The sequence below is a fragment of the Hymenobacter cellulosivorans genome (genome assembly GCF_022919135.1).
GTDB classification, from domain to species: domain Bacteria; phylum Bacteroidota; class Bacteroidia; order Cytophagales; family Hymenobacteraceae; genus Hymenobacter; species Hymenobacter cellulosivorans.
Map to the genome: position 1 here is coordinate 3,694,776 of NZ_CP095049.1, position 21,583 is coordinate 3,716,358.

The following is a 21,583-nucleotide window of genomic DNA, read 5'->3' on the forward strand; positions in this document are numbered from 1 at the left end:
GGTGGCAGAAACGTTTATTCCCAGCGCGGCATGTCGACCAGTGGGAGACATGACGGCCCTCTCTCCTCATTATCCGCTCCAAATCCATGCGCCTTTCCCACCTGCTCTCATCCGCCTGCCTCTTAACCCTGAGCTACGCGGCCCAGGCCAACGTCACCCTGCCGGCCCTGATTGCCGACAATATGGTGTTGCAGCAGCAAAGCACCGTGGCCCTTTGGGGCTGGGCGGAGCCAGGAGAAGCGGTGACGGTGACGGCGAGCTGGCAGAAAGCGCCGGTCAAGGCCACGGCTGATGCCCAGGGCAATTGGCTGGTGCGGGTGCCCACGGGCAAAGCCGGCGGGCCGTATACTGTCAACTTTCAGGGCAAGAATCAGCTGACGGTGAGCAATGTGCTGCTGGGGGAAGTGTGGCTGTGCTCGGGGCAGTCGAACATGGCGTTTTCCATCAGCAAAAAGCCCAACAGCGGCTCGTATACCGGCGTAATCAACGAGGCGCAAGTGGTGCCCAAGGCCAATTACCCGGCCATCCGCATGTTTACCGTCAAGAATACCGTGGCCAACGAGCCCCAGCGCGACACCAAGGGACAGTGGCAGGTATGCAGCCCCCAAACCGTGGGCGAATTTTCGGCCGTGGCGTACTTCTTCGCCCAGGAAATCCATGAGCACACGAAGCTGCCTATCGGCCTGATCAACTCCACTTGGGGCGGCACTCCGGCCGAGTCCTGGACGCGCCGGGACGTGCTGGAGCAGGACCCCGACTTTCAACCCATTCTGCGCCGCTACGAGCGGGGCCTGACCACCTTCGAGCAGGACCAGGCTGCTTACAAGCGGCAATTGGCCGAGTTTCAGCAGGAGCGGGCCGCCAACCCCCAAACGACCCGCCTGGCACCCCTTGCGCCGGTGGGGGCCATGTCGAATAAGTCGCCCTACAAGCTGTATAATGGCATGATTCGGCCCCTGATTCCCTACACGCTCAAAGGCGTACTCTGGTACCAGGGCGAAAACAACGCCGACCGGGCCTACCAGTACCGCCGCCTGTTTCCGGCTCTGATTAGAAGTTGGCGCCAGGAGTGGCAGCAGCCCGAGATGCCCTTTTACTTCGTCCAGATTTCTCCGCACCGCAGCCAGAATCCCGAAATCCGGGAGGCCCAGCTGCTGACCATGCAAACCGTGCCCCGCACCGGCATGGCCGTCATCACCGACTGGGGCGACTCGCTCGACATTCACCCCCGCAACAAGCAGGTGGTGGGCCACCGCCTGGCTCAATGGGCGCTGGCTAAGGAGTACGGCCAAAAGAAAACCGTCTATTCGGGCCCCATTTACCACGATATGCAGGTAGAAAACGGCCAAGTACGCCTGCGCTTCGACCACACCGACGGCGGCCTGCAGGCCCGCAACGGCCCCTTGCGCGAATTCACCATTGCCGGCCCCGACAGCGTATTCCGCCCCGCCCAGGCCCGCATTGAGGGCAATTCGGTAATAGTGTGGAATGATGCTGTAAAGCAGCCGGTAGCCGTGCGTTTTGCCTGGCGCGCCATTCCCAGTCCCAACTTCTACAATGCCGCCGGCCTGCCCGCCTCGCCCTTCCGCACCGACCAGTGGAAGCTCAAAACCCAGGGCCTGCTGTAAGATTAACTCCCTAGTACGATGGAAGAAATAGCCTTTACCATGCAGCTTAAGCCTGGTGTGGCCGCCGAATACCAGCGCCGCCACGACGAAATATGGCCCGAGCTGACCGCGCTGCTTCATGCCGCTGGCATCCGCGACTATTCTATCTTCCTCGACCAGGACAGCGGCCGGCTTTTCGCCGTGCAAAAGCGCCGGCCGGGCCACACCACCAATCAGCTTCCGGACCAGGAAATTATGCAGCGCTGGTGGGCCTACATGGCCGACTTGATGGAAACCAACCCCGATAATTCGCCCGTGGTCAGACCCCTGGTGCGGGTATTTCACCAGCCGTAAGCCCGCCGCGCAGTCCGCCCTAGCCCGCCCCGAAGGTACTTACCTTCGGAGCGGGCTTTTTATTGGCTGCTAGCCGGTTAGCGCCGAGAAAAAATATTGGGGTCGTAGCAGGAGAGTGCGGTACGGCTGGGGCAGGAGCAGGCCATTTCTTTGGGCTAGGTGAGGACTCACCTACTTCTCCTTCCCACTCAAGCGTTCCTTCTCATGCTCAAACTCTACAATACGGCCCGCTGGCTACCCCTCACGGTGGTTGTTGGCCTGGCGCCGGCCGGGGCTTTGGCCCAAGCCACCCAAACCGTCACCGGACGCGTCGTGACGGCCGACCAAGCCAGCCTGCCGGGCGTGACGGTGGTCGTGAAAGGTACCACGGTAGGTACCAGCACCAACCCCGACGGCTCCTTCTCCTTGCAAGCGGCACCCGGTTCTACGCTGGTCTTGTCGTTTGTGGGCTACCTGACCCAGGAAGTGCTGGTAGGGGCGGGCCCCATCAGCGTGACGCTGCGCGAAGACGTGAAGCAGCTGGCCGACGTGGTAGTGGTAGGCTACGGTACCCAGAAAAAGAGCGACGTGACCGGAGCCCTGTCGTCGGTGTCGGAAGAGAAAATCAAGCAGGTGCCGGTGCAGAACGTAACCCAGGCCCTGCAAGGCCGGGCGGCGGGTGTGGACGTAACCGGCTCCAACTTCCGGCCCGGAGAAGCCCCTTCTATCCGCATCCGGGGCAACCGCTCGGTGCGGGCTTCCAACGAGCCGCTGTACGTGGTCGACGGCATTCCGCTGGCCCAGGGCACGGGCCTGAACGACTTCAACCCCGACGATATTGAGAGCATTGAAGTCCTGAAAGATGCCTCGGCTACGGCTATTTACGGCTCCCGCGGGGCCAACGGCGTGGTAATCGTGACCACCAAGCGCGGCAAGGAAGGCAAGTTCAGCATCAGCTACAACACTTACGCCAGCTTCGACCAGGCCCAGCGTACCCTCGATGTATTCGACGGGGCCGAGTTTGCCGATGTGCGCCGCGAGGCCTACCGCACCTCGGGCTCTTATACCACGCCCTATCCAAACCCCACGAACGACTTCACGCTGTTTGGCACCGACCCGAACGTGTGGAACAACATTGCCAACGCCTACACCTGGAAGGACCGCACCGCCCGGATTCCGGAAACCCGCGAGGCCACGGCCGAGGAAAAAGCCCGCTTTGCCCAGTACGGCTTCCCCAACGTCACCCAGATTCCGGTGTACGACCCGAGCAAAATCCAAACTACCGACTGGCAGAAGGAAGCTTTGCGCACGGCCTTTACCCAGAACCACCAGCTCAGCGCCAGCGGGGGCTCCGAAAACCTGCGCGCCTCGTTGTCGGTGGGCTACCTCAACCAGGAAGGCATTCAGTATGGGCAGGATTTTACCCGCTACACGGCCCGCGCCACCTTCGACTTTCGGGTCAACAACATCATTTCGGTGGGCGGCTCGACTAACGCCAGCCTGGGCGTGCAAAACTACGGGCCCGACATTTACGGCAAGGCCGTGGGCCAGCTGCCCTACGCCGCGCCCTACGATGCCAATGGCGTGTTTCAGTACAACCCCGGCGCCGACGCCAACATTCTGAACCCACTGCGCGACCCGGAAAATACGTTTAACGAGCGGCGGGTGGCCCGTTTCTTTACCAGCCTTTATGCGGAAGCCCGTCTGCTGGAAGGTCTGCGCTACCGCCTCAACATCGGGCCCGACTTCCGCAACGCCCGCAACGGGCAGTTTCGCGGGGCCCGCTCCACGGGGCAGGGCGGCGGCGCCAATGCCGTGTCGTTTGCCCAGTACGACCAAAGCCAGAACTTCACCTACGTCATCGAAAATCTGCTTTTCTACGACAAGCAGCTCAGCGAAAACCACAGCCTGGGCGTGACGCTGCTGCAAAGCGCCCAGCAGGACCGCAGCGAAGGGTCGTCCATCAGCGCCACCAACCTGCCCTACGACAGCCAGAAGTGGTACAACATCGGCTCGACCTACAACGCCCAGGCCCAGAGCTTCGGCTCCGGCCCCTTCGTGCGGCGTCGGCTGATGTCGTACATGGGCCGGATCAACTACTCGTTCAAGGACCGCTACGTGCTGACGGCCACCGGCCGAGCAGACGGGGCCTCGGTGCTGGCTCAGGGCCGTAAATGGGCATTTTTTCCCTCGGTGGCCCTGGCCTGGAAGCTGCAGGAGGAGGCGTTCTTCAAGGAACTGAGCTACCTTAGTGAGCTGAAGCTGCGCGGCGGCTACGGCTCGGTCGGCCAGGCCTCGGTAGACCCCTACACCACCGGTGGCACCTTGCAGCAAACGCCCTACGTGTGGGATGAAATAGCGGCCTACGGCTACACGCCTACGCCCGGCACTTTGCCCAACACCCTGGGCGGCCTGCCCAACCGGGACCTGGAGTGGGAGCGGACCAATACCATCAACGTGGGTCTGGACTTCGGCTTTCTGCGCAACCGCGTGACGGGCTCGGTGGAAGTGTACCGCGCCAACACCACCGGCCTGCTCCTGCCTCGCGCTTTGCCCACCGTTTCGGGCTTCAACAACGTGCTCCAGAACATCGGCGCCACGCGCAATACCGGCGTCGAAGTGTCCTTATCGACGGTGAACGTGGAGAAGGGCAAGTTCCGCTGGGGCTCCGACTTCATCTTCACCAAAAACAAGGAGGAATTCGTGGAGCTGGCCTCGGGCAAGCAGGACGACATCGGCAACCGCTGGTTTATTGGTCAGCCCCTGGGCGTCTACTACGACTACCAATACGACGGAATCTGGCAGAGCTGGGAAACCGAGGGCCTGGCCCGCTACAAGGCCACGCCGGGCACCATCAAGGTGGTCGACATCAACAACGACGGCCTGATCAACACGGCCGACCAGGTGGTGCTGGGCTCGAACCGGCCGAAGTGGAGCGGCAGCGTGAGCAACTCCGTGTCGTACCGCGGCTTTGATCTGAGCTTTCTGGTGTATGCCCGGGTGGGCCAATTGCTGGGCACCGGCTACCGGCCCGGCCTCGGCGGCCGTTTCCCCGGCATGCAGGTCGATTACTGGACGCCGGCAAACCCCAGCAACAGCGCCCCGCGCCCCAACAGCCGCGAAGACCAGGCCACCTACAGCTCCTCGATGCTCTACCGCAGCGGCAGCTTTGCCAAGGTGCGCAGCATCTCGCTCAGCTACACCTTTCCCAAGGAGCTGATTTCCAAGTTCTACGGCAACAACCTGAGCGTGTACGTCAACGCGGTGAACCCCTTCCTGATTACCAAGTACGAGGGCCTCGACCCTGAAGCTACCGACGTGGGTACTACCACCGGTGAGCTGGCCCAGGCCCGCAACCTGGGCACCAAGAGCCTGGTGTTTGGCCTGCGCCTCGGTTTCTAATTTCCACGACGAACTCCCACCTGTATGTTTATGAAACGCCCCTCAACCTTGCTGCTGGCGGCCCTGGTGTCGTCGCTGGCTTTTACTACTTCCTGCAAAGACTTTCTGGAGGAAGAGCTGGTTTCGACCCTGACCAATGACTACTACGAAACCGAGCAGGGCCTGGAAGACCTGGTGAAGGCCGCCTACGAGCCCACCCGCTTCAAGTACGCCAACGAGCATAGCTACGCCATGTTCAACTTCGGCACCGACGAATTCACCCACGCCGACCAGGTCAACTACATCTACTGGAACACCTATGATAGAAACCGCCTGAACACCGGCAACGGCATCGAGAGCTTCGTACACGACGTGTGGACGGCTGACTACGACGGCATCAACCGCTGCAACATCGGCATCGAGAAGATTCCGCTCGTCAACGGTACCAGCTCATTAGCCACGCCCACCCAAAAGACCCAGCGCGTGGCCGAGCTGCGGTTTTTGCGGGCCTATTACTACTTCCAGCTCGTGCAGCAGTACGGGGCTATTCCGGTGTCGACCAAAGCCACCGAGAGCGTGCAGCTCGAATACACCCGTACGCCCGTGCCCGAGGTGTACCGGTTAATTGTCAGTGATTTGCGCTTCGCTGCCGACAATCTATCGGCTACTACTTCCGAGTTTGGCCGGGCTACCAAAGGTGCCGCCCAGCACTACCTGGCCAAGGTCTACCTCACCCGGGGCAGCGCCGTGCAGGACCAGCGCGGCCAACAGGCCACCGACATCGACAGCGCCGCCTACTACGCCGACCAGGTAATAACCTCCCAGCGCTTCGCCCTGGAATCGGACTTTGGCAAGCTCTGGGACATTTCCAGCTACGCCAACAGCCGGGCCGCCCAGACCAGCCGGGAAATCATTTTCTCGACCCAGTTCAACAATGTCACGGCCCTGGCCGGGCGCTTCGGCAACCGCGTGCATTCGTACTTCACCATGTTCTACGAGGACCAGCCCGGCATGGCCCGCGACCTGCTCAACGACCGGCCCTTCCGTCGCCTGATGGCCACCAACTACACGATGGACATCTACGACCGGAAAAACGACTCGCGTTTTTACAAGAGCTTCAAAACGGCCTGGCTGGCCAATAACTCGGCCACCATTCCGAAGTGGACGGCCGCCGACGCGCCCACGCCGGCGCTGGTAGGGCAAAACAAGTTTGCCCTCGGCGACACGGCCATTTTCATCGTGGTCAACACCGCCCAGCAAACCGCCTGGACCGAGCAGCGCATTGCCCGCGCCCGCTACCGCACCTTTGCCCGCTACTACCGCACCGCCAGCGGCGGCACCGCCTCGGCCTACGACCCGACCGGCCCGGTGGGGGTACGCAACAAATACCCCCAACTGGTGAAGTACATTGACCCCTTCCGGCAGGGCGCGGGCGTGAATGAGGAAGCTGGCACCCGGGACGGCGTTCTGGCCCGCCTGGCCGAAACCTACCTCATTGCGGCTGAAGCCTACGGCCGTAAGGGCGACTACAGCAAGGCCCTGACTTACATCAACACCCTGCGCAACCGGGCCGCCTATAAGGCCGGGGAAGTGAAGCCTACCGCATTTTCGCTCGTGGAAGGTGGCACCCGCGGCGACGTGAGCAGCACGGCCGCGGCCCTGCAGGTCACTACCGCTAAGTTTACCTCCAACGACCCGGCCGAGCTGTACCCGGCCTCCGTGACTTCGCAAAAGGACCGCTTCATTCACTTTATCCTCAATGAGCGGACCCGGGAGCTGGCCGGTGAGCTGCACCGTTGGGAAGACCTGGTACGCACCGAAACCCTGGTGGACCGCGCCAAAGCCTTCAACCCTGACACCCGCGACAATATCCAGGCCTACCACAAGCTGCGCCCGATTCCGCGGGAGCACCTGGAGCGAATCTCCCGCAACGGCCAGCCCCTGAACGCCGACCAGCGCCAGGCTGAGCAGAACCCCGGCTACTAAGTCCAGATTCCGGAAGCTAGCTGCCCGCCCTTCCTGTCCTTGCGAGGAGGTACGACATTCCGCGTATCAAGCGGCGGCTATCCGTCCTCTACTGGTGACAAACTCCCTTTTACCAGAAAGCCCTAACGTCTGCTCTGACGTTAGGGCTTTTCAGTTAGGCACGCTCCGCACATTTCAGCGGACAGATTGCTTCGCGTTGCTCGCAAGGATACAGAAGGCTATTACACGAAAGAAACCGGGTAGCAGGAGGGTGCGGGAGAGTTTGGGGGCAGGCAATCCGCACATTTGAGTTAGTGGAGAGCCTTGTTGACTGACGCGTGGCCATCATGGCGGCGGAAAGCTTATGTGGGAATTTGCCTTTCCTGCTGCCGGCCACGCGTCACCCCACGGGTTTTCTTCCCCGCCCCGCAAACCCACCGCCTTATGTTCCTGAACCTGACTTTTCTGCTGCCGCTGCTCACCTGGCTAGGCAGCTTCACGGAGCCCGTGCCGGCTACTGCCGTTTCTGCTGCTCCCGCCGACCCGGCCTGGGTGAAAGAAACTGGTGCCAAAACGCTTCCATCAACCAAAAGCACCTTCCTGGTTGCCAAGTACGGGGCGGTGGCCGATGGCAAAACCCTCAACACCCAGGCTATTCAGAAAGCCATTGACGCGGCGGCCAAGAAAGGCGGCGTGGTGACCTTCGCGCCGGGCCAATACCTGACGGGCTCCATCTTCCTCAAAAAAGGCGTAACCCTGAACCTGCCCAAGGACGTGACCCTGCTCGGCAGCCAGGACCTGAAGGACTACCCCGACCTACCCACCCGCGTGGCCGGCATCGAAATGAAGTGGCCTGCGGCCCTGATTAACGTGCTCGACCAAGACAACGTGGCCATTACCGGCGAAGGCACCGTGGACGGGCAGGGCAAGCCATTTTGGGACAACTACTGGGCCATGCGCAAAGACTACGACCCCAAGGGCCTGCGCTGGATTGTGGACTACGACGCCAAGCGCCCCCGCACGCTGCTGGTGGCGAATTCCTCGAACGTGACGCTCAAGGGCATTACCCTGCAGCGGGCCGGTTTCTGGACGGTCCACATTCTCTATTCCAAAAACGTAACAGCCGACGGACTGACAATTCGCAACAACATCGGCGGACACGGCCCCAGCACCGACGGCATCGACATTGACTCGAGCTCCTACGTGCTGGTCCAGAACTGCGACATCGACTGCAACGACGACAACTTCTGCCTCAAGGCCGGCCGCGACGCCGACGGCCTGCGCGTAAACCGCCCCACCGAGTACATCCTGATTCAGAACTGCGTGGCCGGGGCCGGCGACGGGCTTTTCACCTGCGGCTCGGAAACCTCCGGCGGCATTCGCCACGTCATTGCCCGCAACCTCAAGGCCAAGGGCACCAAAGTTGGTATCCGCATCAAATCGGCCCTCACCCGCGGTGGCACCGTGGAGGATATTACCGTCGACAACATCGAAATGGACGGCGTGGGCACGGCCATCCTGATGACCATGAACTGGAACCCAGCCTACAGCTACTCGTCTCTGCCCGAAGGCTACACCCAGGAAACCTTGCCCGCCCACTGGAAAGCCATGCTGACCAAAGTGGAGCCCGCCGAGAAGGGCATTCCCCACTTCAAGGATGTGACCATTACCAACGTGCGGGTGCGCAACGCCAAAACGGCTATTTCGGCCGAGGGCCAGGCCAATTCTTTGCTCGAAAACATGACCCTGGAAAACATTACGATGACGGCCGAAACCGCCGGCGGCATCAATTACGGTACGGGCTGGCGGGTGAAAAACATCAACATCACGGCCCAGGACCAGGAGCCGGTGGCTGTCATCAACAGCACGGGCATGAAGTTTTAAAACCTTTTTATTGGATTGGGAGAAAAAAGCGGCCTCTGGTAGGGGCCGCTTTTTTGTTTTTGGGATATTGCCCCAGTTTTGACCCTTCATTCTGTTTCCATGGCTGCTGCTCTGCTGGCATATTTGCACCTGTTTGGCCCACTGCCGGCACCCGATCAGGCGCTTATTGCCGACGCCTGGACGCCCAGGAGCGTGGCCGAAGGCGGGACGCTGTTTGCGGCGGGTTCGGTGTGTCAGGAGCTGTTTTTCATTGAAGAGGGCGTGTTGCGCATTATGGTAGCCCAGGAAACGGGCAAGGAGGTGACCCACTTTTTTCTGGCTGAAAATCGATTCTGCACGATTCTGCACAGCTTTACCCACGCAGTACCCGCCGCCGAATCTATCCAGGCGGCTTGCCCGACCAGGGTTCTGGCCATCGGCAAGCCCCGGCTGGAGGCGCTTTACCAGCAGCTGCCCTACCTGCGCGCCCGCATCGACCAGATCATTCAGCAGGGCCTGCTCGACAAGATTCAGACCCGTAACGCGTATCTGGGCCAGGACTCGGCCACGCGCTACCAACGTTTTCTGCAGGGCCAGCCCGACGTTGCCCGGCGCGTGTCGCTCACCGATATAGCCTCCTACCTGGGCATCACGCCCCAGTCGCTCAGCCGAATTCGCCGGGGCCGCCGCTAGGGCCGTTTTTACCATTTGGTAAGTGACTACGGCGGGGCCGCCGAGGACCTTTGTGGTGTTCAACCAACATCCTCCAAACCCATGCACGAGCAAATCACTGCAGAAGTATTAACCGGCCAGCGCGTTGTGGTGCTCGGCGGCAGCGCCGGTATCGGCCTGGCCACGGCGCAAGCAGCGGCGGCGGCCGGCGCCCAGGTTGTCATCGTCTCCAGCAACGAGCAGCGGGTGCTGGCGGCCCTGCGGAGCCTGCCCGCCGCCAGCACCGGTCACACCGCCGACCTGACCCAGGAAGCTCAGCTGCAGGCGCTGTTCGAGCGTATCGGCGCTTTCGACCACCTCGTCTTTACCGCCGGCGAGTCGCTGCTGCTGGGCGAGCTGGCTTTTACCGATTTGTCCGCCATCCGGCGGGCGTTTGAGCTGCGCTACTACGGTGCCCTGGCGGCGGTGAAGTATGCCCATCCCCACTTACGGCCCGGCGGCTCCATTACGCTCACGTCGGGCATTGCTAGTCGGCGGCCCGGTAAAGGCTGGAGCGTGGGAGCCAGTATCTGTGGGGCTATGGACGCCCTTACCCGGGCCCTGGCCGTGGAGCTGGCCCCGATTCGGGTGAATAACGTGGCCCCCGGCGTGGTAAAAACCGACCTGTGGGCTGAAATGTCCGACTCCGACCGGGCCGCTATGTACACCAGTATTGGCCACAGTCTGCCCGTCGGCCGCGTGGGCGAAGCCACCGACATTGCTCAGACCTACCTCTACCTGATGCAGCAGCGCTATGGTACTGGTCAGAGCATTGTCGTAGATGGCGGCAACGTGCTGGTTTAGCCGCCAGACACGCTGGGACCAAGAGACACCGGGTTGGCCGTTTGCCGGCCCGGTGTTTTTGTTTTACGTCCTCAGGAAATTGTCTCCAGGGGCCGCGCCGGTCTGGAGCCCTGGCCCAGGTGGAGGGAAAGGGCCTCTACTGTCAGGGTAGCGTACTTGCACTATTCTTTGTCGACAGGTAATCAATCGGTGAAAAGAGTCCTCAACTTTGGTACCAGTGGCAGGGTAGAGCCTGAGTAAAATAGTTTGCGACTTAGTGGGTATCCAAACGTTTCCGCAATCGGTTGCGGTACTTTCATTTTCCTCGGTTTGGTGAGAAGGGTGGTGTGACTTTTTTCGAGGGTTATCTTCCAGTACAAGCGGTCTATAAACTCTAAACGGCCATAATAAGACAGATAGGCTTCTGTTCAGGTCCTGGGTGTTCCAATTGTACTTATACCCGGAAACGTTTGCGGAAGGCTTTCATAAATGCTGTCCTGACAGCCTTAACCGATAGTAGTCCTGACTATTACCGGCCTCTGACCTTGCCCAAGTACGCTCTACACTTCCTTACCCACCAAACCCTTTTCTATGAGAACTAACCTTTCCTCTCTAACTGCTACCGGAACGCGGCGGCTGGGTGCTGCCCAGCACCCTTGGCAGCAAACCAGGACCTGGCTGATAGCTGTGGTGCTTACATTCCTGAATCTGAGCCTCTATGCCCAGCTGCCGCTGGTGTACAGCAGTGAGAATACCGGCGCGACCTGCACGGCTCCGCCGCTGCCCACGTTCAGCCAGCTACCTACCGTAGAGCCGCTAACCGACCCGTTTATGTGGTCCGATGGGCGGGGGCGCTCCACGAGCTTCAGCACCTGGGAGTGCCGGCGCAATGAAATCAAGGCCGAAATCGAAAACTACGAAATTGGCACCAAGCCCGCCCGGCCCCAGAACATTACGGCCAGCTACGCCGCGGGCGTCCTTACGGTGAACGTCACGGTGAACGGCCAAACTCTCACGCTCACGTCGGAAGTCGTGCTGCCGGCCGGCAATGGCCCTTTTCCGGCCATTATTGGCATGAACAGCGCTTCGGGCAGCGTGCCCACCGACATCTTCACCAGCCGCAACATTGCTACCATCCGGTTCAACCACAACCAGGTGACTACCTACGGCAACCCCCAGCTCACCGATCCTTACTACCGGCTCTATCCCGACCAAAACCTGGATAACTCAGGCCAGTACAGTGCCTGGGCCTGGGGCGTGAGCCGCCTGATCGACGGCCTGGCACTGGTGCAGTCCAGCCTGCCTGTTAATATGAGCCGCCTGGGCGTAACGGGATGCTCCTACGCCGGCAAAATGGCCCTGTTTTCCGGAGCCTTCGACGAGCGGATTGCCCTGACCATTGCCCAGGAATCGGGTGGGGGCGGGGCGCCGGCCTGGCGCGTTTCCGAAACCCTGGGCGCCGTAGAAAAGCTGGGCGCTACCGACTACAAGTGGTTTCGCGAGGATATGAAGCAGTTTGCCGAGGCCAACGTGGCCAAGCTGCCCCACGACCACCACGAGCTGATGGCCATGATTGCGCCCCGCGCCCTGCTCGTAACCGGCAACACCGACTTCGAGTGGCTGGCCAACCCTTCGGCCTACGTGTCGGCCAGAGCTGCGCACGAGGTGTGGAAAACCTTCGGCATCGGCGACCGGTTTGGGTTCTACATTGATGGCGGCCATGGTCACTGTGCCATTCCCACCACCCAGCGCCCGGCCGTAGAGGCCTTTGTCGACAAGTTTCTGCTCGGCAACACCAGCGTCAATACCAACATCATGGTGCATCCGTACCCGCAGCTGAATTACCAGCGCTGGTACCAGTGGTGGGGTACGGCCAACCCTGTATTGCCCGCCGAGCCCTTGGGCAAGCGCATCTGGATGGAAGCCGAGTGCGCTACGGTGGGTTCGAACTGGGATATGGTAAACGACACCGACGCCTCCAACGGGAAGTCGGTGCGGGTAAAAGCGGGCCTGAGCAGCCCAACCACGGCCCCGACCACCACGATTTCCCAGCTGATTCTGCCCTTCCGCATCGACAGCGCCGCCACCTATAACCTGGTGGCCCGGCAAAACGTGCCGGCTGGGGAGGAGTACGGCTACTGGATGAAAATTGACAATGAGGCCTTTCAATCCATTGGCAGCCAGCTAATAGCCAATGCGGGCTTCGAAAACGGCCTAACCGGCTGGACTACTCTGAACTCGACCGGCGCTACTATTTCGGCCAACACGGTGGCGGCCGAGGCTCGTACTGGCACCGGCTCGATGAAGGTCGTGAACCCGACGGCCCAACCCGGCAACCAGTGGCGGGTGCAGGTGAGCAGCGCCGCTTTTCCCACCACCATTGGCAAGCAGTACACCATTTCGTACTGGGTACGAGCAGCGGCCGCCGGGGGCTCCATCCGCCTTTCCACCGGCCCGAGTAGCGCCCAGTACCAGGCCGACCAAACCATCGGCACGGCCTGGCAGCAGGTCACCTGGACCATCACGGCTTCCATAGCTTCCACTACCTTCCTGTTTGATATGGGCCAGGTGGCCAACACCTACTATATCGACGACGTCAGCGTCAAGGAAGTCAATGCCGGCAGCGGCTGGAACTGGACCAAGCTCAAGGATATGGTGCTGCCCGTGGGCAACCACACGCTAACCATTGCCTACAACACCGGGGGCGGGGCCAAGCTCGATAAGCTGGTGCTGGCTACCTCCCTGGCTTCTATCAGCGGCCTGGGCGGCGCGGCTACCAACTGCACCATTACCGGCAACACGGCCTCGGCAGCCGCCAGCGGCATCGAGGTATACCCTAACCCTGCCCACGACAAGCTCACGGTGGTATTGGGCGCCAACCCGCTGCAGGTGCGCAGTATCGACGTGCTCGACGTGACGGGCCGCGTCCTCAAAAAGGTTAGCGTCGACCAGCAAGCCCAGGTCACTATTGCCAGCGGCACGCTGCGGCCCGGCATCTACCTGCTGCGCTTCCACGGCAACCAGACCCGGACCCAGCGCATTGTGGTGCAGTAACTTGCTGCTACCCCGATACCGGTAAAAAGGCTGTCTTGCGCGCAAGACAGCCTTTTTGCTGTAGCAGTCAGCGTCGCTGTACACGGTGATGAGCACGACTTCTACCTGGGGCAGCACCCGCTTGAGACGCGAAATGCCCTCGGTACCCGTCGTGCCCGGCCGATGTCGGAGAGCACCGGGCGAGGCGGGCGGCGGGCAGGGTTTCCCAAAGCTCCTCGACGGAGCCGGCCACCAGCACCACCTCAGACTCGGGCTAGGCGGCCAAGTAGGTGGCGTAGGTTTGCCGGATGCCGGGCTGGTCTTCGATGATGGCGAGGGGAGTAGATAAGGTAACTGTACCGGCCGATGCTGCCAGCCCATAGCGCATTTTGATGCTACAGTCCGAAAAGTTTTTACGCAGCCCTTCCCGCTGATTTAGGCGTCTTGCTGCTCCAGGGCCTGCAGCTGCTCTTCCACGTAGGCCCGAAAAGTTGGGTAGCGCGTTTCGCCGGGCTGCCAGGCGGCAAAAAACCAGGTTTGCCACTGGCCACTGGGCTCCGTCGGCGCAATGAGCCACAGCAGTTGCTCCTGGTCGAGGCTGCTAATCAGCACCGCCCTTTCCAGGTAGGGCCCGATGATGGCTTGCTCCTCGTCGCTTTCCACGTCCGGGTAGGTCTGGGTATGGGCATATAGCTCCGCGGATTCGGCCTGCTTATACCAGTTGATTTCAGCCACGGGAAGAAGCTCGGGGTCCACGCCGGAGAAGTTGACCAGACCGTTGGATGCTTGCAGAAAAGCCTTGTAGTCGGCCGGCAACTCCAGGCCGAGCCGCTGCTCGGTGGCGGCAATATCGGCTGCACTGGCCGGCTCCCGCCCAATCCAGGGCTGCGGCCACTGGCTGTCCGTCAGCAGGTCGGGTTCGGCGGCCAGGGCCAGTTGGTTGAGTTGGGCGAGCAGTTGGGGCCAGGCAAGATGAGCGTAGAGCGGTTGCGGGCCCTGGGCCAAGCGCCGGGTTAAGGCGGCAATCAGCTCGGTTACCTCCTGCTGGCAGCTTTCTGCCGTTAGGTTCAGATCGGCGGCCAGCACTCCGCGCAGCAACAGCGGGGCGACGTGCCGACTGGAGGCCATAGTCGCTACCGATAGTCGCGCGTTATCGTCGGCGGCATACGGGGCCCAGCGGTGCAGCAGAGTTAGGACCAGCTCTTCGTTGCCAGTCTTGGCGGCTACCTCGGCCCCAATGCAGAGCGCGTCGCAGAGCTCATACGGGGCCAATTCCTGAGGTTGCTGCAGCGCGTGCTGGATTAGTACTAGAATTTGTGGGTCGTAGTCGCCCGAGCTAAACCAGGTCTGGGCCTGACGAAACGCATTCTTCCCCCGAAGCTCCGCCCATTCCACGGCGGGCATCGGATACGCGTACCGGTCGCCACCAAGGTAGCCGCGGTGGTGCCATTCGATGTCGGCCAGAGCCAGCACGCGAAACGGAGCTTCGGGAACTGGCAGGCCAGCCACCTGCCACAACACCGCAAACGCCTGATCCTGCAGCCGTACATGGCGGCTATGAGGAAGCTTCTGGTGCCAAAGGGCCTGCAGTAGGCGCGTCGCGTGGGGCAGAAATCCCGCTACGGCATAATACAGCGCGGCATCGGTTACTAGCCGGTAGTAGTTCTCGGCTTTGCCGGCCTGCACCTCATGTAGTATGCTCTGCTTCCTCATAAAGGGTCTGGTATGCTCCGCTACCGGTGTGCCGGCTACGGCGTGTATTGCATAAAGACCGCCTATTTCGGGAAATTGAGCAAAAGCCTCCGAATCCTTGCTGAAAAAAGCGTAGCCCGTGGGGCTGAATTAAGCACGAAACCACGCTGGGGAGTGCCTGAAATCAGGTTAATATAGCAGCACGACGAGGCTGCGGGCCCCGTGGGCCCCAATCACCAACGACTGCTCAATGTCGGCCGTCTTGGAGGGGCCGGCCACAAATGCACCGTAGCCACCGGTGCTAGGCAACTGAGCGTAGGCCTGGTGCATGGTCGCCACGATGCGGCGGTGGTCGAGCACCAGAACCAGGTGCTGCGTGACCGTAGGCAGGGCCCGGTGCAGCATATTGACCTCGGGCAGCCAAATGGCGCCATTCTCGGCCACCCCGATTTCCCCGGGCAGCACGGCCAGATCCACGTCGGCCAGCACGTCGGTGGGCGTCTGCTCATTCACCGGCACCGTAGCGGCCAGCAGGGGCGAAGCCGTGCGCTGCGCATCCGGAAACAACTGCCGTAACACGGGACCCAACTGCTGCGGGTTTGCTACCCAAACCACCCGGCCCCCAATGCTGCCCAGTACCTCGGTGAAGCGCTCGACGGAGGCATCACCCCCAAAGTCGGGAACGGTGGGCAGGGGCGTTTCGGCTGGCTTGTTGGCCTGGGCCGCCGCTAAGATTCTTTCGCGCGAGGAAGACAAGGGAGGGAATGGGTTTTGAATGTGCTGATGTGGGGAATGTGAAAAATGAATTCGTCTGTTATGGTAAGGCCCAGCCGTGGCCATCCGTCCTCTGAAGTATACTAAGTGTGCTTAACTGAAAAGCTCTTTATCAAACCAACAGTAAGGGTTTTCTGGTAAAAGGTCGAGTCGTACTGCGCAGAGGCCCGATGGCTTCGTGCCTCGCCATGACAGGAAGCCAGAACAACAACTCACTATTTCATCATCTCTCTATTCCACCGTCCGTGCATACCATTCGCGGAAGCTTTGCTTGGGCGGTTCGGGCAGCTCCCGGGCCACAGCCCAGGCGTTGAAGGCTTTGGCGTGAGTGAGCTGGTAGGGAAGCAGGCGCAGGCCGGTGCGGGCCACTTTGCCACCTATTCCAAACGCCTTGGGGCTGGCCAGAAACCGGCCCATAAACTTCAGACTCCACTTCTTGGCGGCCGGAATTTCACCGGCTTCGGTCAGCACCTGCCGCCACTTGTAGAGTTGCACGTGAATGTCGATTTTGACCGGGCACACGTCGGTGCAGGAGCCGCAGAGCGTGCTGGCGAAGGGCAACGAGCTGTGCTTTTTCAGGTCGATATTGGGCGACAAAATAGCGCCGATGGGGCCGGGCACGGTGAAATCGTAGCTGTGGCCGCCGCTGCGCCGGTACACCGGGCAGGTGTTCATGCAGGCCCCGCACCGGATGCACTTGAGCGAGGCCCGGAAATCGGGGCGGCCTAGTTGCTGGGTGCGGCCATTGTCGACGATGACGATGTGCATTTCCCGGCCTTCGGCGGGCTTGGTGTAGTGCGAAGTGTAGGTCGTGACGGGCTGCCCGGTGGCGCTTCGGGCCAGCAGGCGGGTAAATACGCCCAGGTCGGAAAGCCTAGGAATCAGCTTCTCGATGCCCATGCTGGCAATGTGGACCTGGGCCAGGTTGACGCCCAAATCGGCGTTGCCCTCATTGGTGCAAATCACCACGCCGCCAGTTTCGGCCACGGCAAAGTTGACGCCCGAAATGGCTACTTCCGCGGCCAGAAACTTGGCCCGCAGGTGCTGCCGGGCCGCCTCGGTCAGCTGCTGGGGGTCGTGGTTGCCTTTTTCAGTGCCCAGGTGCAAGTGAAACGTGGCGCCAACATCCTCCTTTTTCAGGTGAATGGCCGGCAGTACCAGGTGGCTCGGCGCTTCCTCCCGCAGCTGAATAATCCGCTCCCCCAAGTCGGTGTCAATCACCTCAATACCATGCCCAATCAAGTGCGGGTTCAGGTGGCACTCCTCAGTCAGCATGGATTTGCTCTTGACTACGCGCGTCGCGTTATGCCGCCGGATAATATCGAGTACAATGGCGTTGTGCTCCTGGGCATCAGCAGCCCAGTGCACGTGCACGCCATTGCGCTGGGCTTTGGCCTCAAACTGCTGCAGGTACTCATCCAGCCGGCTTAGGGTGTGCTCCTTAATCTGCGAGGCCAGCTCCCGCAGATCTTGGAACTCAGGCACGGCGTACACGGCCTTGTCGCGCTTCTGGCGCACAAACCACAGGGTTTCGTCGTGCCAGGTCGTGCGGTCAGCATCGGCAACGAAAGTGGCAGCGCGGCTGGAGTGAGTCATGGTTAGTTGTTAGTTACTCGTTGTCAGTTGTCAGGTTCGGGTTGCTCGTCGTGTGAGGCCGTTGAGCCTAACAACTGACAACGAGCAACTGACAACTAAAACCTAGTCCCATTCAGAATTTCCACCGCGTGCAGCACCTTCATCGGGAGTTGGCGGCGGCGGACAATGCCCTGTAGGTGCATCAGGCACGACATGTCGCCGCCGGTGAGAATGGTGGTGCCGTTGCGCAGGTGGTCCTGGACGCGGTCCTGGCCCATGCGGGCCGAAATAGCTTCTTCCGACACGCAGAACGTGCCCCCAAAGCCGCAGCATTCGTCGTTGCGGTCCAGCTCGGTCAGCTCGATGCCGTCCAAGGAAGACAGCAGGCGGCGCAGCTGCCCGTCGCGCACCGGCGTCATCTCCGACTCGTTGGCTTGGTGCAGGCCGCGCTGCCCGTGGCAGCTCAGGTGCAGGCCGACTTTGTGGGGAAACTGGCCCGGCAGCTCGGTAATGTCCAGTACCTGGGTGATAAAGTCAATGAGGTCGTAGGTGGCAGCGCGCACTTTCTGCACTGGCGCGGTTTGCTCCAGCTTGTCGAAGTGCTTGCGCACGTGGTAGACGCAGCTGCCCGAAGGAGCTACCACGTAGTCGTAGTCCTGAAAGGTGTCGACGAAGTGGTGGTAGATGGGTAGCGCCTCCCGCTCGCAGCCGCTGTTGGCCAGGGGCTGGCCGCAGCAGGTTTGTTGGGCCGGAAAGTGGGCCTGCACGCCCAGCTTCTGCAGCAGTTGCAGCGAAGCAATGCCCACCTGCGGGTAAAACTGGTCGACGTAGCAGGGGATGAAAAGGGCAACGCGCATGGGTTGTTTCGCTTTAGCCGGGAGGTGTTTCGGGTTGCTCGATTGGGTGTTTGCTTTCTGCCAATGGGCATGGGTGAGGTAGAGACGCGTACTTGCGTCTCAAGCGTCGCGGAAGTTGCTCATGCGTGGCAGGGCGTCGCTCAACGATTGGACCACGCCGCCCTTCGGGCACCCTTCCTTAAAAAAGGGGGGAATTAGGCCGGGTATTCATTCCAGCCCTCAAGCGTTAGGTGAAGAGAAGCTGGGTTTTCTTCCAGGCTTCACCTTGCTCCAGGTGCACCAGGGCGCCCAGGGCAGTGGCCTGGGGCACTTCCAGGGTACGGATTTCGGCTTTGGGGAAGTTCCAGCTCAGGGTTTGCATGAACAGGGGATTACGGGCGAAGCCGCCGTCGACGAAGATGGTTTTCTCGCCTTGCCACACCAAATGAATGGATTCGAGCAGGATGTTGATCAGCCCGTGCATCAGGTGCTGGTAGGCATCACTAGCAGTGCGGAAACCCGACAAGTCCCAGTCGTCGGCGGGCTGGTCGGGGAAGGGGCCGGTACCGGCCATGCAGGCGGGCGTGAAGCTGGTCGAGGTTTCGTCGTAGGGCCGAGCCAGTACAATACTGCGGTAAAAATCGGGTTTGACGTGGAAGTACGAGGCAATGCGCTCGACCTGGTAGTCGTGCTCCCGGCCCAGAAATACGCGGGAGGCGCGGGTGGCCTCGCCCCGGGGCGTCATGAAGCTCAGGCAGTCGCGGCGCAGCAGCTCGGGCGTGAGGGGCTGGCTGTTAAACGGGTTGATGGTAACCGACCAGGTGCCGGTGGAAATCAAGACGAAGGGCTCGTCGTTTTCGGCCAAGTAGGGCATCACGGCCGAGGTACTGTCGTGCAGGCCTACGCCCACCATAATGCCATCCACGACGGAGGCAATGGAGTCCTTGGTCAGGGGCGCGAGCTTCTCGTCGATGCCCTCGCGGCGCACCCAGTCGTGGTACTGCCGGCGCTGGTAGTCCCAGAGGGCCGTGTGGCAGCCCACGGAGGTGTAGTCGCTGAACTTCTCGCCCGTGAGCAGGTAGGAGAGGTAGTTGGGCAGGTGGAGCGAGGTATGAATCTGGGCGTAGAGCTCGGGTTTGGCATATTTAAGCCAGTAAAGCTGCAAACCCGAATTCAGCAGGCCTAATTGGGGCGAGCAGGTGTCGGCCGCAAATTCGTCGGGCGACTGACCCAGCGCGGCGTAGAATTGCTGCTGGATTTGTTCGGGAATCGGCTTGAGGTAGTTGTAGAGCGGTGCCACCGGCTGCCCGTCGGCGCCCAGGTGCACGAAGCTGGCCCCGTAGGCCGTGAAGTTCACGCCCTTGACCGAGTAGTGCGGACTCTGGCGCAGGTCTTTCCAATGCTTGAGCACCCACTCGGTGAGGCGGGGCAGATGGTCGCAGTCGAAGCCGTCGTCGTCGAGCACGTCGGTGCAGACGTGCAGCTGCTCGTCGATAATCTGCTGGTCCTCGTCGAAGAGGATGAGCTTCTTGTTGGTCTTGCCGATGTCGAAAACGGCGTAAATCGACTTTTTCATGCCCTTTTTCATAGTCCGGTCGACACGCTCAGTTTGCCCCGCTGCTGAATGAGTTGCTCGCGCACCCCAGCGGCGCGGTAGGCCTGCACGGGCTTCAGGGCCCCGCCACTCTGGCGGTAGGCTTCCGAAACCAGGGGCCGCACGTCAAGCAAAAAGGCGTCGCGCAGAATTTCCTCGGCCCGGGCCACGTCGTTCGTCTCCTGGGCTTCGTGCAGGGCTTCACGGTCAACCAAAAGTGCCTTGGCATAGGCCCCAAGGATATTTTCGACAGACTGCAGCAGGTCTTCCAGCGGGTCCTTGGTGTTGTGGCTGGCATCAATCATGTAGGCCACCAGCGGGTTAGTAACTGCCGTATCCCGCGCGGCATCGACCAGTTCGTTGAAGATGAGGAACAGCTGGAAGGGCTTGATGCTGCCGGTGGTCAGGTCGTCGTCGCCGTACATGGAGCCGTTGAAGTGGAAGCCCCCAAGGCGGCCAAACTGCTGCAACCGGCCCACAATCTGCTCGATGTTGGTGTTGGGCAGGTGGTGACCCAAATCGACCAGCACGTTGGCATTCTGCCCCAAGCTCTGGCACAAGGAGTAGGAAGTGCCCCAGTCGGGAATGACCATGGAGTAGAAGTGGGGCTCGTAGGGCTTGTACTCGATGAGCATCTGCCAGTCGGAAGGCATGGCCTCGTAGATGGCCGCCAACGACTCCTGGGTGCGCAGGTAGGCGCGGCGCAGGTGGCTCTGACCGGGGAAGTTGGAGCCGTCGGCCAGCCATACGGTCAGGGTTTTGGCGCCCAGCTGCCGGCCGTAGTTGATGCAGTCGATGTTGTGTTGAATGGCCTGCTGGCGCACGGCCCGCTCGGTATGGCTCAGGGAGCCAAACTTATAGGAAAACGCCTGGTCTTTCTGGTCCTGGAAGGTGTTGGAGTTCACCGAGTCGATAACCAGTCCGTACTCCCGTTGCAGCTGTTCCAGGCCGGCAATGTCCTGCGGGATGTCCCAGGGAATGTGCAGGGAAATCGAGTTGGAGGAGCGGTTGAGCTGGTGCAGCAGGCCCACGTCGCCGAGCTTTTCCTCCAGGTTGCGCGGCTCTCCGCCCAGCGGGTAGCGCCCGAAGCGGGTGCCGCCGGTGCCCAACGCCCAACTCGGAATAGCTACCTGAAACCGGACCAGCTCCTGCACCACTGCCTGGGCGTCCTGCTGGCGCCGACTCAGCAAATCGGCCAGGTACGAAAACTGCAGTTGATGCTCAGCTAGCAAGGGCCGGTTGAGGTCGTGGAGGCGTTGGTCGGTAAGCATGGGCAGGCGGGGTTGGGGTGGCCGGAAAAGCGCCGGGCCGTAAGTCGCTCAGCGTTGCCGGAACCGGTGGGGACCGTGGGTTTTAACAGCAGCAAAGTAGCCTATCAACTCGGCCCGAACTGTTCTGAACTCTCCTGTATCCGGGATTTTATTTTACCCCACCCC

Annotated in this window: 14 protein-coding genes; 8 read left to right on the plus strand and 6 right to left on the minus strand. The window is 61.2% G+C overall.

The features are described 5' to 3' along the window. The first annotated feature begins 86 nt into the window (after positions 1 to 86). The 8 genes from MUN80_RS15570 to MUN80_RS15605 all read left to right on the plus strand — a co-directional run bounded on the left by MUN80_RS15570 (position 87) and on the right by MUN80_RS15605 (position 13,697). Positions 87 to 1,628, plus strand: a complete 1,542-nt coding sequence (locus MUN80_RS15570; protein ID WP_244714354.1) for a sialate O-acetylesterase — start codon at positions 87 to 89, stop codon at positions 1,626 to 1,628. Between the two features lie 18 nt (positions 1,629 to 1,646). Beyond that, positions 1,647 to 1,961, plus strand: coding sequence for an L-rhamnose mutarotase (gene rhaM / locus MUN80_RS15575; protein WP_244714356.1), 315 nt, complete (start codon positions 1,647 to 1,649; stop codon positions 1,959 to 1,961). Positions 1,962 to 2,165: 204 nt separating this feature from the next. Beyond that, positions 2,166 to 5,342 (plus strand): SusC/RagA family TonB-linked outer membrane protein, encoded by a 3,177-nt coding sequence (locus MUN80_RS15580; RefSeq protein ID WP_244714358.1) that lies wholly within the window; start codon positions 2,166 to 2,168, stop codon positions 5,340 to 5,342. A gap of 30 nt (positions 5,343 to 5,372) precedes the next feature. Then, entirely contained in the window at positions 5,373 to 7,307 is a 1,935-nt protein-coding gene (locus MUN80_RS15585; protein ID WP_244714360.1) for a RagB/SusD family nutrient uptake outer membrane protein, read from the plus strand. A gap of 423 nt (positions 7,308 to 7,730) precedes the next feature. Next, a complete protein-coding gene (locus MUN80_RS15590) occupies positions 7,731 to 9,170 on the plus strand; it encodes a glycoside hydrolase family 28 protein (protein WP_244714362.1) in 1,440 nt (479 codons plus the stop codon). A gap of 99 nt (positions 9,171 to 9,269) precedes the next feature. Further along, positions 9,270 to 9,842, plus strand: coding sequence for a Crp/Fnr family transcriptional regulator (locus MUN80_RS15595; RefSeq protein WP_244714364.1), 573 nt, complete (start codon positions 9,270 to 9,272; stop codon positions 9,840 to 9,842). A gap of 81 nt (positions 9,843 to 9,923) precedes the next feature. Beyond that, positions 9,924 to 10,664, plus strand: coding sequence for an SDR family oxidoreductase (locus MUN80_RS15600; protein ID WP_244714365.1), 741 nt, complete (start codon positions 9,924 to 9,926; stop codon positions 10,662 to 10,664). A 570-nt stretch (positions 10,665 to 11,234) separates the two neighbouring features. Continuing rightward, the gene (locus tag MUN80_RS15605; protein WP_244714367.1) at positions 11,235 to 13,697 is read left to right on the plus strand and encodes a glucuronyl esterase domain-containing protein; all 2,463 of its coding nucleotides are present in this window, start codon (positions 11,235 to 11,237) and stop codon (positions 13,695 to 13,697) included. 414 nt (positions 13,698 to 14,111) lie between these two features. Here the strand turns inward: MUN80_RS15605 and MUN80_RS15610 are convergent, their stop codons facing one another. The 6 genes from MUN80_RS15610 to MUN80_RS15635 form a co-directional block, all read right to left on the minus strand. Beyond that, positions 14,112 to 15,389 (minus strand): SMI1/KNR4 family protein, encoded by a 1,278-nt coding sequence (locus tag MUN80_RS15610; protein WP_244714368.1) that lies wholly within the window; start codon positions 15,387 to 15,389, stop codon positions 14,112 to 14,114. A 168-nt stretch (positions 15,390 to 15,557) separates the two neighbouring features. Further along, positions 15,558 to 16,124 (minus strand): LutC/YkgG family protein, encoded by a 567-nt coding sequence (locus MUN80_RS15615; protein WP_244714369.1) that lies wholly within the window; start codon positions 16,122 to 16,124, stop codon positions 15,558 to 15,560. A gap of 249 nt (positions 16,125 to 16,373) precedes the next feature. After that, positions 16,374 to 17,738, minus strand: a complete 1,365-nt coding sequence (locus MUN80_RS15620; RefSeq protein WP_244714370.1) for a lactate utilization protein B — start codon at positions 17,736 to 17,738, stop codon at positions 16,374 to 16,376. Positions 17,739 to 17,833: 95 nt separating this feature from the next. Next, a complete protein-coding gene (locus tag MUN80_RS15625) occupies positions 17,834 to 18,574 on the minus strand; it encodes a (Fe-S)-binding protein (protein ID WP_244714371.1) in 741 nt (246 codons plus the stop codon). 226 nt (positions 18,575 to 18,800) lie between these two features. Beyond that, the gene (locus tag MUN80_RS15630; RefSeq protein WP_244714372.1) at positions 18,801 to 20,129 is read right to left on the minus strand and encodes an FGGY-family carbohydrate kinase; all 1,329 of its coding nucleotides are present in this window, start codon (positions 20,127 to 20,129) and stop codon (positions 18,801 to 18,803) included. 8 nt (positions 20,130 to 20,137) lie between these two features. After that, on the minus strand, positions 20,138 to 21,418 hold the full coding sequence (locus MUN80_RS15635) for a sugar isomerase (RefSeq protein ID WP_244714373.1): 1,281 nt from the start codon (positions 21,416 to 21,418) through the stop codon (positions 20,138 to 20,140). Between the last annotated feature and the right edge of the window lie 165 nt (positions 21,419 to 21,583).